Annotated in this window: 15 protein-coding genes; 11 read left to right on the plus strand and 4 right to left on the minus strand. The window is 70.2% G+C overall.

The window, feature by feature from the left end:
- Nucleotides 1-48: 48 nt before the first annotated feature.
- The 4 genes from uvrA (at nt 49) to CKW28_RS10390 (ending at nt 5,422) form a co-directional block, all read left to right on the plus strand.
- Nucleotides 49-2,949, plus strand: a complete 2,901-nt coding sequence (gene uvrA, locus CKW28_RS10375) for an excinuclease ABC subunit UvrA (protein WP_003923829.1) — start codon at nt 49-51, stop codon at nt 2,947-2,949.
- Nucleotides 2,950-3,005: 56 nt separating this feature from the next.
- Complete coding sequence (locus CKW28_RS10380) at nt 3,006-3,539, plus strand: hypothetical protein (protein ID WP_003923828.1); 534 nt, start codon at nt 3,006-3,008, stop codon at nt 3,537-3,539.
- A gap of 79 nt (nt 3,540-3,618) precedes the next feature.
- Nucleotides 3,619-4,203: a copper chaperone PCu(A)C gene (locus CKW28_RS10385; RefSeq protein WP_050811867.1), complete on the plus strand. Its 585-nt coding sequence runs from the start codon at nt 3,619-3,621 to the stop codon at nt 4,201-4,203.
- A complete protein-coding gene (locus CKW28_RS10390; RefSeq protein ID WP_003923826.1) occupies nt 4,196-5,422 on the plus strand; it encodes a Dyp-type peroxidase in 1,227 nt (408 codons plus the stop codon). Before CKW28_RS10385 ends, CKW28_RS10390 begins: the two co-directional genes overlap by 8 nt.
- A 46-nt stretch (nt 5,423-5,468) precedes the next feature.
- Here the strand turns inward: CKW28_RS10390 and CKW28_RS10395 are convergent, their stop codons facing one another.
- Together CKW28_RS10395 and CKW28_RS10400 are read right to left on the minus strand one after the other, a co-directional pair.
- Nucleotides 5,469-5,720: a hypothetical protein gene (locus CKW28_RS10395; RefSeq protein ID WP_003923825.1), complete on the minus strand. Its 252-nt coding sequence runs from the start codon at nt 5,718-5,720 to the stop codon at nt 5,469-5,471.
- A 102-nt stretch (nt 5,721-5,822) separates the two neighbouring features.
- Nucleotides 5,823-6,185: a DUF1844 domain-containing protein gene (locus CKW28_RS10400; protein ID WP_003923824.1), complete on the minus strand. Its 363-nt coding sequence runs from the start codon at nt 6,183-6,185 to the stop codon at nt 5,823-5,825.
- 242 nt (nt 6,186-6,427) lie between these two features.
- On the opposite strand from CKW28_RS10400, the gene infC reads away from it, so the two are divergent.
- From infC to CKW28_RS10420, 4 genes are read left to right on the plus strand one after another with little or no spacing between them, the layout of a single operon-like run.
- Nucleotides 6,428-7,036 (plus strand): translation initiation factor IF-3, encoded by a 609-nt coding sequence (gene infC / locus CKW28_RS10405; RefSeq protein ID WP_276007279.1) that lies wholly within the window; start codon nt 6,428-6,430, stop codon nt 7,034-7,036.
- 34 nt (nt 7,037-7,070) lie between these two features.
- Entirely contained in the window at nt 7,071-7,265 is a 195-nt protein-coding gene (rpmI, locus tag CKW28_RS10410) for a 50S ribosomal protein L35 (protein ID WP_003923822.1), read from the plus strand.
- 51 nt (nt 7,266-7,316) lie between these two features.
- Nucleotides 7,317-7,706 (plus strand): 50S ribosomal protein L20, encoded by a 390-nt coding sequence (rplT, locus tag CKW28_RS10415; RefSeq protein ID WP_003923821.1) that lies wholly within the window; start codon nt 7,317-7,319, stop codon nt 7,704-7,706.
- Between the two features lie 35 nt (nt 7,707-7,741).
- Nucleotides 7,742-8,524, plus strand: coding sequence for a TrmH family RNA methyltransferase (locus CKW28_RS10420; protein WP_050811873.1), 783 nt, complete (start codon nt 7,742-7,744; stop codon nt 8,522-8,524).
- A gap of 8 nt (nt 8,525-8,532) precedes the next feature.
- On the opposite strand, the gene CKW28_RS10425 is transcribed toward CKW28_RS10420, so the two are convergent.
- Entirely contained in the window at nt 8,533-9,762 is a 1,230-nt protein-coding gene (locus tag CKW28_RS10425; protein ID WP_003923819.1) for an acyl-CoA dehydrogenase family protein, read from the minus strand.
- Nucleotides 9,763-9,811: 49 nt separating this feature from the next.
- Nucleotides 9,812-10,942: an oxygenase MpaB family protein gene (locus CKW28_RS10430; RefSeq protein ID WP_435405822.1), complete on the minus strand. Its 1,131-nt coding sequence runs from the start codon at nt 10,940-10,942 to the stop codon at nt 9,812-9,814.
- A 110-nt stretch (nt 10,943-11,052) separates the two neighbouring features.
- Here CKW28_RS10430 and CKW28_RS10435 point away from each other — a divergent pair, with 110 nt between their 5' ends.
- From CKW28_RS10435 to pheT, 3 genes are read left to right on the plus strand one after another with little or no spacing between them, the layout of a single operon-like run.
- On the plus strand, nt 11,053-12,000 hold the full coding sequence (locus CKW28_RS10435; protein WP_081475413.1) for an adenylate/guanylate cyclase domain-containing protein: 948 nt from the start codon (nt 11,053-11,055) through the stop codon (nt 11,998-12,000).
- A 47-nt stretch (nt 12,001-12,047) separates the two neighbouring features.
- Nucleotides 12,048-13,091: a phenylalanine--tRNA ligase subunit alpha gene (gene pheS, locus CKW28_RS10440; protein ID WP_003923816.1), complete on the plus strand. Its 1,044-nt coding sequence runs from the start codon at nt 12,048-12,050 to the stop codon at nt 13,089-13,091.
- Nucleotides 13,091-15,577: a phenylalanine--tRNA ligase subunit beta gene (gene pheT, locus CKW28_RS10445; RefSeq protein ID WP_003923815.1), complete on the plus strand. Its 2,487-nt coding sequence runs from the start codon at nt 13,091-13,093 to the stop codon at nt 15,575-15,577. The genes pheS and pheT overlap by 1 nt, the downstream gene beginning before the upstream one ends.
- Nucleotides 15,578-15,648 lie beyond the last annotated feature (71 nt).

Here is a 15,648-nt window from a genome sequence, read left to right on the forward strand (position 1 = left end):
GTGGCCGCACCTAGCATGGGTCGTGTCGTGTCTACAGGAAGGACACCGTTGGCTGACCGCCTGATCGTCAAGGGGGCGCGCGAGCACAATCTGCGCAGCGTTGATCTTGATCTACCCCGCGATGCCCTGATCGTCTTCACCGGCTTGTCCGGTTCCGGGAAGTCCTCGCTGGCCTTCGACACCATCTTCGCCGAGGGCCAGCGCCGTTATGTGGAGTCGCTGTCGGCCTATGCGCGCCAGTTCCTCGGCCAGATGGACAAGCCCGACGTCGACTTCATCGAGGGCCTGTCCCCGGCGGTGTCGATCGACCAGAAGTCCACCAACCGCAACCCGCGATCCACGGTGGGCACCATCACCGAGGTCTACGACTATCTGCGGCTGCTGTACGCCCGGGCCGGAACCCCGCACTGCCCGGTGTGCGGTGAGCGGATCGCGCGTCAGACCCCGCAGCAGATCGTCGACCAGGTGCTCGCCATGGACGAGGGGCTGCGGTTCCAGGTGCTCGCGCCGGTGGTGCGCACCCGCAAGGGCGAGTTCGTCGACCTGTTCGACAAGCTGAACTCGCAGGGCTACAGCCGGGTCCGGGTGGACGGTGTGGTGTATCCGCTGACCGATCCGCCGAAGCTGAAGAAGCAGGAGAAACACGACATCGAGGTGGTCGTCGACCGCCTGACCGTCAAGCCGTCCGCCAAACAGCGGCTGACCGACTCGATCGAGACCGCGCTGAACCTCGCCGACGGCATCGTGGTGCTGGACTTCGTCGACCGCGACGAGGACGATCCGCACCGCGAGCAGCGGTTCTCCGAGAAGCTGGCCTGCCCGAACGGGCATCCGCTGGCGGTCGACGATCTGGAGCCGCGGTCGTTCTCGTTCAACTCGCCGTACGGGGCCTGCCCGGAGTGCGCCGGGCTCGGGATCCGCAAGGAGGTCGACGTCGACCTCGTGGTGCCCGACCCGGACCTGACCCTGGCCGAGGGCGCGATCGCACCGTGGTCCATGGGCCAGACGGCCGAATACTTCACCCGCATGCTGGCAGGTCTCGGCGAGGCGATGGGCTTCGACGTCGACACCCCGTGGCGCAAGCTGCCGGCCAAGGTTCGCAAGGCGATCCTGGAAGGCTGCGACGAACAGGTGCACGTGCGGTACAAGAACCGCTACGGCCGGGTGCGTTCGTACTACGCCGATTTCGAAGGCGTGATGGCCTATCTGCACCGCCGCATGGAGCAGACCGATTCCGAACAGATGAAGGAACGGCTGGAAGGCTTCATGCGGGACGTGCCGTGCCCGGAGTGCGGCGGCACCCGGCTGAAACCGGAGATCCTCGCCGTCACCCTGTCGGCGGGGGAGTTCGGCGAGAAGTCGATCGCCGAGGTCGCCGACCTGTCCATCGCCGACTGTGCAGAGTTCCTCAACGCCCTGACACTCGGACCGCGGGAACAGGCCATCGCCGGCCAGGTGCTCAAGGAGATCCAGTCCCGGCTGGGCTTCCTGCTCGACGTGGGGCTCGACTATCTGTCGCTGTCGCGGGCGGCGGCCACCCTGTCCGGTGGTGAGGCCCAGCGCATCCGGCTGGCCACCCAGATCGGCTCCGGGCTGGTGGGCGTGTTGTACGTGCTCGACGAGCCGTCGATCGGGCTGCACCAGCGGGACAACCGGCGGCTGATCGACACCCTGGTGCGGCTGCGGGATCTCGGCAACACCCTGATCGTCGTGGAGCACGACCTGGACACCATCGCGCACGCTGACTGGGTGGTCGACATCGGCCCGGCGGCCGGTGAGCACGGCGGCCGGATCGTGCACTCCGGGCCGTATGCGGATCTGTTGGCCAACCCCGACTCGCTGACCGGCGAATACCTGTCCGGCAAGAAGAGCATCGAGGTGCCGGCGATGCGCCGGCCGGTCGACCGCAAACGGCAGCTGACCGTGGTGGGCGCGCGGGAGAACAATCTGCGCGACATCGACGTGTCGTTCCCGCTCGGCGTGCTGACCGCGGTGACCGGGGTGTCCGGGTCGGGTAAGTCCACGTTGGTGAACGACATCCTGGCGGCCGCGCTGGCCAACAAGCTCAACGGTGCCCGCCTGGTGCCCGGCCGGCACACCCGGGTCAACGGGCTGGGCGAGGTGGACAAGCTGGTGCGGGTCGACCAGTCGCCGATCGGCCGCACCCCGCGGTCCAACCCGGCCACCTACACCGGGGTGTTCGACAAGATCCGCACCCTGTTCGCCGCCACCACCGAGGCCAAGGTGCGCGGCTATCAGCCGGGCCGGTTCTCGTTCAACGTCAAGGGCGGCCGCTGCGAGGCGTGCTCGGGCGACGGCACCTTGAAGATCGAGATGAACTTCCTGCCCGACGTGTACGTGCCGTGCGAGGTGTGCCACGGGGCCCGGTACAACCGGGAGACTCTCGAGGTGCACTACAAGGGCAAGACCATCGCCGAGGTGCTGGACATGTCGATCGAGGAGGCGGCCGAGTTCTTCGCGCCGATCAGCTCGATCCACCGCTACCTGCAGACCCTCGTCGACGTCGGGCTGGGCTACGTCCGGCTGGGCCAGCCCGCGCCCACGCTCTCCGGCGGTGAGGCCCAGCGCGTCAAGCTGGCCTCCGAACTGCAGAAGAGGTCGACCGGGCGCACCGTCTACATCCTCGACGAGCCCACCACCGGCCTGCATTTCGAGGACATCCGCAAACTGCTCGGCGTGATCAACGGGCTGGTCGACAAGGGCAACACCGTGATCGTCATCGAACACAACCTCGATGTGATCAAGACGGCGGACTGGATCATCGACATGGGCCCGGAGGGCGGCAACGGCGGCGGCACCGTGGTCGCGCAGGGCACACCCGAAGATGTCGCGGCGAATCCGGACAGCTACACCGGTCAGTTCCTGGCCGAGATCCTCGACGTTCCGGCGCCCACCCGCAAACGGCGCAAGGTGCAGGTCAGCGCCTGAAACGACCGATGCCACACGACTACTAGTTTGCGTAGTAGGCCGGTAGGCTCGGGGACGTGAGCAGCTTCGAGGCGTCGGCCGCACGGCTGCGCGGAGGGTTCGTCGGCGCACTGTCGGCGGCCGCGGCGCTGGCCGGGCACGGCCTGGGCGGCGCCGAGGTGCCGGCCGGTCCGGCGATGGTGCTGCTGCTGCTCGGGTCGGCGCTGATCGGTGCGCTGGCCGGACTGCCGGGACGTATCCCGGTGATGCGGCTGTCCGCCCTGCTGCTCGCCGGGCAGGGTCTCGGGCATCTGCTGCTGACCGCCGCCGGACATCATCAGCACCCCGCCACCGGATCTCCCGCGGCCATGCTGCTGGCCCATCTGTTGGCCGCCGTGGTGTGCGCCGTGCTGATCGTGTTGGCCGAACACGGCTGGCGCCGGATCGCCTCGGCCGGCCGGTGGCTGGTGCTGCTGGTCGGTGGGCCGGGGCCGGACCCGCAGCGACGCATCACCGCGCCGGCCCGCTGGACGAATCGTCCGCAGGCGGTGCGGACTCCGGTGCACACCGCGCTGTCGCGGCGCGGGCCGCCACCGTTCGCTTTCCGCTGAGGACCGGCGCTCCGCCGGTTCCTCGCGCTGTCGTCAACCGGTAACCCGCCAACATTCTTCGAAGCGAACGGATTTCACCATGCCCAAATTCTTATTTCGTGCTGCCCTCGCCGCGTCCCTGCTGATCGCACCGATGGCGGCCGGCTGCGCCTCCGACGATCCCGCCGACACCGACCGGTCGGCCGCGACCGTGGTCACGGTGAGCGATCAGTGGGCCAAAGCCGCCCCCGACGGGATGACCTCACTGTTCGGCACCTTCCACAACAGCGGCGACCACGACGTCCGGATCGTGTCGGCCACCTCACCGGTCGCGGGTTCGGTGGAACTGCACGAGGTGGTCACCGACGCCGCCGGGACGTCGGTGATGCAGGAGAAAGGGGACGGCTTCCACATCCCGGCCGGCGGCAGCCACGAACTGACCCCGGGTGGCGACCATCTGATGCTCATCGACCTGACCGAGCCGCTGACCGTCGGCAGCGACATCGACGTCGAGGTGACGTTCGACGACGGTTCGACGCTGCCGTTCGTGGTCCAGGTTCGGGACTTCCCGGGAGCCGATGAGCAGTACGGCACCGACGGGGCCCACGATCACGGGGATCACGGGGTCCACGACCACGGGGATCACGGGGATCACGGGGACCACGAGGCCCACGGCCATGGGTGACCGTGCGGACACCGCGCGGGACATCACGATCAGCCGGCGGCGGCTCCTCGCCGGAGGAGCCGCCGCGATCGGCGCCGCCGGCGCGGCCTGGTCGGTCGGCCGGGCCGGTGCCGGCACGGTGGCCCCGGACACCACGTTCGGCGCCGAGGTGGTGCCGTTCCACGGCGTCCACCAGGCCGGGATCCAGACACCTCCGCAGGCGCATGCGCTGTTCACCGCGCTGGATCTGCGCGCGGACAGCGGCCGGAGCCCGCGGCAGGCGCTGACCGCGGTGCTCAGACTGTGGACCGCCGACGCCGAACGGCTGACCCAGGGCCGGCCCGCGCTCGCCGACACCGAACCGGAGCTGGCCCACCGCCCGGCCAGGCTGACGGTCACCGTCGGGCTGGGTCCGGAGCTGTTCGACAAGATCGGGATGTCGCATGCCCGGCCGCCGTCGGCCCGGCAGCTCCCGGCCTTCACCATCGACCGGCTCGACCCGCGATGGTGCGGCGGCGATCTGTTCCTGCAGATCTGTGCCGACGATCCGATGGTCGTCGCGCACACCGCGCGGGTGCTGCTGAAGAACGTCCGCACCCTGGCCCGGCCCCGGTGGCGTCAGGTCGGGTTCCGCACCGCCCGCGGCGCCGATGCCCCGGACGTGACGATGCGCAACCTGTTCGGTCAGGTCGACGGCACGGTGAACCCGGACGAGGCTGATTTCGCCGAGCTGGTGTGGATGGACGGCCGACAGCAGCCGTGGTCGGCCGGCGGCAGCCTGGCGGTGGTCCGCAGGATCGCGATGAACCTGGACACCTGGGACGAGCTGGGCCGCGACGCCCGGGAACTCACGGTCGGCCGGCGCCTGGACAACGGCGCGCCGCTGACCGGCCGTCACGAGACCGACGAACCGGATCTCACCATGCTGCGCAACGGGATTCCGGTGATACCGCCGAATTCGCACGTGGCCCGGGCGCGGCACCGCACGCCGGAGGAACGGTTTCTGCGGCGCTCGTACAACTACGACGATCCGCCGGCCGACGACCGGACCTCCGACGCCGGTCTGATCTTCGTGAGCTACCAGCGTGACATCGACCGGCAGTTCCTGCCGGTGCAGCAGCGCCTGGCCGACGCCGACGCGCTCAACGAGTGGACCACGCCGATCGGCTCCGCGGTGTTCGTCATCCTGCCCGGGGTGGCGCCGGGCGGATACCTGGGGGAGAGCCTGCTGTCGGGGTGACGGCCCCGCCGGATCCGGTCAGCCCCATCCGGTCAGCCCCATCCGGTCAGCCCCCGCCGGGCTGGTCCCCGCGCATCGACTCGCGGATCTGCGCCAGCCGGTCCGCCGCGGCGCGCCGGCGCTCCTCGTACCGGTCCGCGGCGGCGCGGCCCTCCGGGGTCTCGGCGGCCAGCTCGGATTCGCCCAGCGCGGTCCCGTACCGGGTCTCGATCTTCTCCCGCACCGACTCGAAGGTCGGCACCCCGTCCGGGGTGTACCCGACCTCCTCGGGCCGGTCCGGCTGCGGTTCGGTGGCCATGGCATCGAACCTACCCGCGGTGGACCACCCGCGGGGCCGGCGCCGAACGTCGGGTCGTGTCACGCCGGCCGGCGGTGCGACGTGCCGAAACCCGACACTCGCTCATCCCCAGACCGGGCCGGTGTACTTCTCGCCCGGACCCTTGCCCGGCTCATCGGGGTGGGCGCTGGCCTCGCGGAACGCCAGTTGCAGCGACTTCAGCCCGTCGCGCATCGGGCCGGCGTGCGGTCCGAGATACTCCACCGAGGCGGTGACGAGCCCGGCCAGCGCGGTGATCAGCCGGCGCGCCTCGTCGAGGTCGCGGTGCGGGCTGTCGTCGGGATCGTCGGCCGACAGGCCGAGCTTCTCCGCGGCCGCGCTCATCAACATCACCGCCGCCCGGCTGATCACCTCGACGGCCGGAATCTCGGCCAGATCGCGGATCCGCTGGTCCGACGATTCCTCAGCTGTGGGTTTGTCGGTCATGCCTGCTAGACTTCCATGCGCGACCGTCCCGGCGAACGCCAGGGACAGCAAGTGGAGTCCGACTCCCACCGCTGGCCACGTACCCGTCACGGGTATCCGCAGGCTCAGCGGTCCGGTCACCGGCGCTGCGGCGCCGGTTCTGCGCTCGGCGCAGGCGGCGGATGCCGCGATCGGTCGGCATCGGGCCCTGCACGCGCAGGGCCTTTTTGCTGGGGGCGGGAATCCACCGGCTGGTTTCGACGTTGTGCTGCGCGGTCATACCAGAGGACAACATAGGAGGCCCCATCAGCACTGAGACCCGCGTCAACGAGCGCATTCGCGTACCCGAAGTCCGTTTGATCGGACCGGGAGGTGAGCAGGTTGGAATCGTGCGCATCGAAGACGCTCTCCGCGTCGCCGCGGAAGCCGATCTCGACCTTGTCGAAGTCGCCCCCAACGCCAGGCCGCCGGTCTGCAAGATCATGGACTACGGCAAGTACAAGTACGAGACGGCCCAGAAGGCGCGCGAGTCTCGCAAGAACCAGCAGCAGACCGTCGTCAAGGAACAGAAGCTGCGACCGAAGATCGACCCGCACGATTACGAGACCAAGAAGGGTCACGTGATCCGGTTCCTCGAAGCGGGATCGAAGGTCAAGGTGACGATCATGTTCCGTGGCCGCGAGCAGTCCCGCCCCGAGTTGGGGTACCGGCTGCTGCAGCGCCTGGGCAACGATGTTGCCGAGTACGGCTACATCGAGACCGCCCCCAAACAGGACGGCCGGAACATGACGATGGTGCTGGCCCCGCACCGCGGCGCGAAGACTCGCGCCAAGGCGGCGCAAGAGGCCGAGCGCTCCGGCGGCAAGGCCTGACAGCTCTACCCATTCGACAATCCGAAGGACACCCATGCCCAAGGCGAAAACCCACAGCGGTGCAGCGAAGCGGTTCCGGCGCACCGGCACCGGCAAGATCGTGCGCCAGAAGGCGAACCGTCGGCACCTGCTCGAGCACAAGCCGAGCACCCGCACCCGCCGCCTGGCCGGCCGGACGGACGTGTCGGCCGCCGACAACCGCCGCGTCAACAAGATGCTGAACGGCTGATCCTCCGCCACAGCACCGAATCCTCGAGTCCGTACTAGATAGGAACCACCCATGGCACGCGTGAAACGGGCAGTCAACGCCCACAAGAAGCGGCGCTCCATCCTCAAGGCCTCCAAGGGCTACCGCGGCCAGCGGTCGCGGCTGTATCGCAAGGCGAAAGAACAGCAGCTGCATTCGCTGACCTATGCGTACCGGGACCGCCGGGCGCGTAAGGGCGAGTTCCGCAAGCTGTGGATCACCCGGATCAACGCCGCCGCCCGGGCCAACGGCATCACCTACAACCGGCTGATCCAGGGGCTCAAGGCCGCCGGTGTCGAGTTGGACCGCAAGAACCTCGCCGACATCGCCGTCACCGATGCGGCCGCGTTCACCGCGTTGGTCGAGGTCGCCCGGGGCGCCTTGCCGGCCGACGTGAACGCGCCGTCCGGAGAGGCCGCCTGACCCCGCCGGAGTTGCTCACCGAGCGCTCCGCCCGCGTGGTGGCAGCGGTCAAGCTGCACCGGCAGACAGCACGACGCCGCGCCGCGCGCTTCCTCGCCGAGGGACCCAACCTCGTCGAGGCGGCGCTGCGGCGCGGTTTGGTGTCGGAGGTCTACGCCACCGAAGCGGCGGCGCAGCGGTTCGCGGAACTGCTCGCCGGCACCCCGGCCGACGTCGGGGTACGGCTGGTCACCGAACGCGCCGCCAAGGCCCTGTCGGACACCGTCACCCCGGTCGGCCTGGTGGCGGTGTGCCGGATGCCGCAGACCACGCTGGCCGACGTGCTGGCGGCCGCGCCGCGCTTGGTCGCGGTGGGGGTGCAGATCGGGGAACCCGGAAACGCCGGCACGCTGATCCGCACCGCCGACGCCATGGGCGCCGACGCGGTGGTGCTGGCCGGCGCCGGGGTCGATCCCTACAACAGCAAATGCCTGCGTGCGTCGGCGGGGGCGATCTTCACCATCCCGGTGGTGGCCGGCCCCGACCCGGTCGAGACCGTCGGCCGGCTGCAGGCGAGCGGTCTGCAGGTGCTGGCGACCACCCTCGACGGGGAGATCAGCCTCGACAGCGCCGAATCCCACGTCAACCTCGACCGTCCCACCGCCTGGCTGTTCGGCGGTGAGGCGCACGGGCTGCCGCCGGAGGTGGCGGCCGCGGCCGACCATCGGGTGCACATCCCGATGGCCGGCCGCACCGAGAGCCTCAACGTCGCCGCTGCGGCCGCCATCTGCCTGTACCAGAGCGCCCGGGCGGCCCGGTCGGCCGATCATCCGGCGTGAGAGACCGGTCAGGCGTTGAGCAGACCGCGTGCGACGTGGGTGATCTGCACCTCGTTGCTGCCGGCGTAGATCATCAGCGACTTGGCGTCGCGGGCCAGCTGTTCCACCCGGTACTCGGTCATGTAGCCGTTGCCGCCGAACAACTGCACGGCGTCCATCGCGACGTCGGTGGCCGCCTCCGAGCAGTACCACTTGATCGCCGACGCCTCGGCCAGCGAGATGGGCACACCCTTCTCGGCCGCCTCGATGACGCGGAACAACATGTTGCGCACATTCATCCGCGCCACCTCCATCTTCGCCAGCTTGAGCTGGATCAGCTGGAACTGGGCGATCTCCTGACCCCACAGCTTGCGGTTCTTGGCGTAGTCGACGCACAGCCGCAGACATTCCTCGATGACGCCCAGGGCCATCGCCGCGACCCCGATGCGTTCGGCGGAGAAGCTGGACCGCGCGCTGTCGCGGCCGTCGCCGGCCTGATCCTCGGATTCGCCGAGCAGCCGGTCGCGGCCCAGGCGCACGTTGTTGAAGAACAACTCGCCGGTGCGGGAGCTGTGAATGCCCATCTTGCGGAACGGCCTGGACTGCACGAAGCCCTCCATGCCCTTGTCCAGGACGAAGGTCAGCACCTTGCGGTCCCGCGGGGCCACCCCGGGTTCGTCGAGCTTGGCGTAGACCACCACGACGTCGGCGTCGGGTCCGTTGGTGATGAACGTCTTCTGGCCGTTGAGGATGTAGTCGTCCCCGTCGCGGACCACATAGGACTTCATGCCGCCGAACGCGTCCGAGCCGGAGTCCGGCTCGGTGATCGCCCAGGCCCCGATCTTCTCGTAGGTGACCAGGCCGGGCAGCCAGCGTTCCTGCTGGGCCAGGGTGCCGCGGCTCTGGATGGTCGGCACCGTCAGGCCGAGGCTGACACCCATACCGGTCACCAGGCCCATCGACACCCGACACAGTTCACTGATGAGTACGAAGCCCATCCCCGGCGACCCGCCGCCGAACATGCCGCCGCGCGAGCCGGCGGTCTTGGCCTCCCCGCCCTCACGCAGCCGGGCCAGCCGCTTGTCCAGCGCCTCCTTGGCCATCTTGTCGATGCCGAAGGTGGCGAACAGTTTGCGGACGATGGGATAGGGCTCCATGTCGCCGCTTTCGAGTTCGTCGAGATGAGGACGGATTTCCTTGTCGATGAACTCCCGGACGGCATCGCGTACAGCGAGATCGACATCAGACCAATCGAGCATTCCCTCAGCCTAGACAGGTGTCAAAAAAGATGCTCGACGGGTGTCAAGTTCACGCGGCCGAACCGCGGGCCGGCCGCAGGCCCGCCAGCGAGAACGTCGAGTGCACCAGTGCGCCGGCCCGTTCGATCAGACTCCTGCGCCGCGGCACGTAGTGCATCGGCAGGCCCCGCCGGTCGCCCGGCGGTCCGGTGAACGCCGGCGCCTCCACCAACGGGGCGTCCGCGGGGATCCGGCCCGACGCCCGCCGGTACGCCGACAGCGCGCGGGGATGCAACCGGATCTCGTCCGGCACCGCGACGAACGCCAGCTCCACCAGCTTGCCGAACAACCGCAGCAGGACCTCGTCGCCCGGGGTCCACCGCATCCCGGCCTTCTCCCGCAGCACCGGCTCGAACACCCCGGCGGCCACCCAGCGCTGACCCGCCAGCAGCGGTCTGAACAGCTGATCCCACACCGGGGTGGGCATCAGCACGAACCACGGTTTCGGGATGCGGATGTGCAGGATGTCCAGGGCGGCCTGATTGATCTCCAACTGCTCGCGGCAGGTCCGGTCCCAGTACTCGCAGAACTCCTCCCAGGTGCGGGGCACCGGCCGCATGCTCATGCCGTACATCCGGTACCACCGCACATGCTCGTCGAACAGCTGATGCTTCTCGGCCTCGGTCAACCCGCCGCAGAAGTACTCGGCGGTCTTGAGGATGAGCATGAAGAAGGTGGCGTGCGCCCAGTAGAACGTCTCCGGGTTCAGCGCGTGGTAGCGCCGCCCGGCCGCGTCGACGCCCTTGATGTCGCGGTGGTAGCTCTTGATCTGCGCTCCGGTCAGCGGCGCCCGGTCGCCGTCGTAGACCACCCCCATGATCGGGTAGACGGACCGCGCCACCCGTTGCAGCGGCTCCTGCAACACGATGGAGTGGTCGGTCACGCCGGCGCCCAACTCCGGATACATGTTCTGGATGGCGCCGATCCACACCCCGAGCAGACCGGTGCGCAGATCACCGAAGTACTTCCAGGTCAGCGAGTCCGGACCGAGCGGTTGCGCTGCGGGTGTGGTTCCGGACGGCCCCGGTCGCGGCTCAGGCCGGGGGGTGTCGGCGGGGAAATCCTGCGCACCGGCGCCGCCCGCGTCGCTCCGGCGGTTCCTGCTCGTCGTCGACTTGGCGGCCATGGGCACCTCGCACAGTCCGAGCTGTTCGGTCACCGCCCACGATAGGGCTGACAACGCATGTTGTCTACGAACCGCGCGGAGGTTTGCGGCAATCCGGCCGACTCGGTGCCGGACCGTGACCGGCGATGCGGGTCGGACCCACGATTAGGCTGACGGACGTGGAACTGGACGGGGAAGTCGAGCCGTCCGACCGACGGACCCGCGGACCCGACGGTGCCGGCTTCCGGTCCGGTCGCGCCCGCGGGCCGTTGGCCTGGCTGAAGAGCGCCAACCAGAACGAGGGTCTGGTCGCGCTGGTCAAGCGGGCCCGGCGGCGGCTGCCCGGTGATCCGGAGTTCGGCGATCCGCTGTCCGTGGCCGGCGGCGACGGTCCCAGCGTGGTGGCCCGCGCGGCCGGTCGGCTGCTCGAGCGCGACGCCGCGACCCGGGAGGTGAGCCTGGCCACGCTGCAGGTGTGGCAGGCGCTGACCGAGCGGATCTCCGGCCGCCCGGCCAACCCGGAGGTCACCCTGGTCTTCACCGATCTGGTCGGCTTCTCGTCGTGGGCGTTGAAGGCCGGCGACGACGCCACCCTCCGGCTGCTGCGGCGGGTCGCCCAGGTGGTCGAACCGCCGCTGCTGGCGGCGGGCGGCCGCATCGTCAAGCGGATGGGGGACGGGTCGATGGTGGTGTTCACCGAGCCGGTTCCCGCCGTCCGGGCCGCGCTGGCCGCCAAGGACGCGGTGAAATCCGTTGAGGTCGATGGCTACACGCCGCGGATGCGGGTCGGGGTGCACACCGGGCGGCCACAGCACATCGGCTCGGACTGGCTCGGGGTCGACGTCAACATCGCCGCGCGGGTGATGGAACGCGCCACCCGGGGTGGGGTGATGGTGTCGCAGACCACCCTGGACCGCATCTCCGATGAGGATTTCGACGCGCTGAACGTGACGGCCAAGCGGGTGCGCCGCTCGCTGTTCGCCCCGCAGCCCGACGGGGTGCCCGAGGGGCTGACGGTGTACCGGCTGCGCGCGGCCGCCGGTGGGACCGGCCCGTCCGGCGGCCCCGCCGAGTCCGGGGAGAAGCCCCGGTAGGGGTCGCGTGGCGTGGGTCTCACTTGGCGATCACCTATGATCGCCGGGTGGCTGATCGGCCCCTGGATCTCTCGGAAGAAGCGCTGACCGCGGTGGTCAGCGCTGCTCAGCGCGCCTTCGAACAGGCCGCCGACCTCGACGAACTGTCCCGCGCGAAGACCGAGCACCTCGGTGACCGGTCACCGATCGCGCAGGCCCGCCAGTCGCTCGGAACGTTGCCCAAGTCCGACCGCGCCGACGCCGGCAAGCGGGTGAACTTCGCCAGGGCGCAGGTGCAGCGCAGTTATGACGAGCGGCTCGCGGTGCTGCGGGCGGAGCGCGACGCCGCCGCGCTGGTGGCCGAACGGATCGACGTGACGCTGCCGTCCACCCGCCAGCCCCTCGGCGCCCGGCACCCGATCACCATCCTCGCCGAGCGCATCGCGGACACGTTCGTCGCGATGGGCTGGGAGCTGGCCGAGGGGCCGGAGGTGGAGAGCGAGCAGTTCAACTTCGACGCGCTGAACTTCCCACAGGACCACCCGGCCCGCTCCGAGCAGGACACCTTCCATGTGGCGCCGGAGGGCTCGCGGCAGGTGCTGCGAACCCACACCTCCCCGGTGCAGATCCGGGCCCTGCTGGAGCGTGAGCTGCCGGTCTACATCATCTCGATCGGCCGCACGTTCCGCACCGACGAACTCGACGCCACCCACACCCCGGTGTTCCACCAGGTGGAGGGGCTGGCCGTGGACAAGGGCCTGACGATGGCGCATCTGCGCGGCACCCTGGACGCGTTCGCACGCTCCGAGTTCGGCCCGCACGGCCGGACCCGGTTCCGTCCGCACTTCTTCCCGTTCACCGAACCGTCGGCCGAGGTCGATGTGTGGTTCGAGGGCAAGAAGGGCGGCCCGGGCTGGGTGGAGTGGGGCGGTTGCGGGATGGTCGACCCGAATGTGTTGCGGGCCTGCGGGATCGACCCCGACGTGTACTCCGGGTTCGCCTTCGGGATGGGATTGGAGCGCACCCTGCAGTTCCGCAACGGTATTCCGGACATGCGTGACATGGTCGAGGGCGACATCCGGTTCTCGCTGCCGTTCGGGGTGGGACTCTGATGCGGCTCCCGTACAGCTGGCTGCGTGAGGTGGTGCGGGCCGGCGCACCGGACTGGGACGTGTCGCCGGACGAACTGGAGGACACGCTGATCAACATCGGCCACGAGGTCGAGGAGGTCATCCCGGTCGGCCCGGTGAGCGGACCGCTGACGGTCGGGCGGGTCCTCGATATCGAGGAGCTCACCGAATTCAAGAAGCCGATCCGCGCGGTCAAGGTTGACGTCGGCGAGCCCGAGCCACGCGACATCATCTGCGGCGCAACCAACTTCAAAGTCTCCGACCTGGTGGTGGTGGCGCTGCCGGGCACGGTGCTGCCGGGCGACTTCACCATCACGTCGCGCAAGACCTACGGCCGCATCTCCGACGGCATGATCTGCTCGGCGGCCGAGCTGAACCTGGGTGTCGACCACTCCGGGATCCTGGTGCTGCCGCCGGGCACCGCCGAACCGGGCGCCGGGGCGGCCGATGTGCTCGGCCTCGACGATGTGGTCTTCCATCTGGCGATCACCCCCGACCGCGGCTACTGCCTGTCGGTGCGCGGGCTGGCCCGCGAGATCGCCTGCGCCCACGACCTGGACTTCGTCGACCCGGCCGACGTCCCGCCGCTGCCCGCCGAGGGGGAGGCGTGGCCGTTGACCGTGCAGCCCGGCACCGGCGTCATGCGGTTCGGGCTGCGCCCGGTGACCGGGATCGACCCGGCCGCGGTGTCCCCCTGGTGGATGCAGCGGCGCCTGCTGCTGTGCGGCATCCGCGCCATCTCCCCGGCCGTCGACGTCACCAACTACGTGATGCTCGAGATCGGTCACCCGATGCACGCGCACGACCGCAGCCTCATCAGCGGGGGCCTGGAAGTGCGGTTCGCCCGGCCGGGGGAGAAGGTCGTCACCCTCGACGACGTGGAGCGCGATCTGGACCCGGGCGACGTGCTGATCGCCGACGAGGTGGCCACCGCGGCGATCGCCGGGGTGATGGGGGCCGGTACCACCGAGGTCCGCGAGACCACCACCGACCTGCTGTTGGAGGCCGCGGTCTGGGATCCGGCCGCGGTGTCGCGCACCCAGCGCCGACTGCATCTGGCCAGTGAGGCGGGCCGCCGCTACGAACGGTCGGTGGACCCGGCCATCTCGGTGGCCGCGCTGGACCGCTGCGCCCGGCTGCTGACCGAGATCGCCGGCGGCGCCATCGAACCCACCCTCACCGACTGGCGCGGGGATCCGCCGCGTAGCGACTGGTCGCCGCCGCCGGTGACGATGGCCGCCGACCTGCCGGACCGCACCGCCGGCGTCGGGTACGCGTCCGGAGCGGCCGCCCGCCGATTGACCCAGATCGGCGCCCGCGTCCAGGCCACCGACGCCGAACTGGTCGTCACACCGCCGAGTTGGCGGCCCGACCTGCGGCGACCCGCCGATCTGGTCGAGGAGGTGCTGCGCCTGGAGGGGCTGGACCGCATCCCCTCGGTGCTGCCGCAGGCGCCTGCCGGACGGGGCCTCACCCCGCTGCAGAAGCGGCGTCGTGCGATCGGAAAGGCGTTGGCGCTCAACGGTTATGTCGAAGTCCTGCCGACCCCGTTCCTGACCGCCGCGGTGTTCGACCAGTGGGGGCTGGCCGAGGACGATCCGCGTCGCCGCACCACCCGGGTGCTCAACCCGTTGGAGTCCGACCGTCCGCACCTGGCCACCACCCTGCTGCCCGGCCTGCTGGAGGCGTTGACCCGCAATGTGTCGCGCGGCGCCCACGACGTCGCGTTGTTCGCGATCCAGCAGGTGGTCGAGCCCGCCGGGGACCACCGGCCCATCGATGTCATCCCCACCGACCGGCGTCCCACCGCCGAGGAACTCGCCGCACTGGACGCCGCGCTGCCGCGGCAGCCGCTGCACGTCGCCGCGGTGCTGACCGGTCTGCGCGAACTCGCAGGCCCGTGGGGGCCGGGCCGCCCGGCCGACGCCACCGACGCGTTCGAGGCGGTGCGGGTCATCGCCCGCGCCGCCGGGGTGGACGTGCGGTTGCGGGCCGCGCAGCTGTTGCCCTGGCATCCGGGCCGGTGCGCCGAGGTGCTGGTCGGTGACACCGTGGTCGGCCACGCCGGTCAGCTGCACCCGGCGGTGATCGAACGGACCGGTCTGCCCGGGGGCACCTGCGCGCTGGAGATCGACCTGGACCTCGTGCCGATCGTCGAGCGGCTCCCGGCGCCCCGGGTGTCCCCGTTCCCGGCGGTCTTCCAGGACATCAGCCTCATCGTCGCCGAGGACCTCGCCGCCCAGGACGTCATCGACGTGGTCCGCGCCGGGGCCGGCGAGCTGCTGGAGGACGTGCGGCTGTTCGACGTCTACACCGGCCCGCAGATCGGGGACGGCCGCAAGTCGCTGACCATGGCGCTGCGGTTCCGCGCGCCCGACCGCACCCTCACCGAGGACGAGGCGAGTGTCGCCCGGCAGGCGGCGGTGCAGGCCGCGGTGGACCGGCTCGGCGCGGAACTGCGGGGCTGACTCTCCCGGTTCCGCGCGGGGAGTGCGATTCCGCGACTGCCCACATCGGCTGATTGAATGGATTTGCATAG

This window comes from Mycolicibacterium thermoresistibile (assembly GCF_900187065.1).
Taxonomy (GTDB): Bacteria; Actinomycetota; Actinomycetes; order Mycobacteriales; family Mycobacteriaceae; genus Mycobacterium; species Mycobacterium thermoresistibile.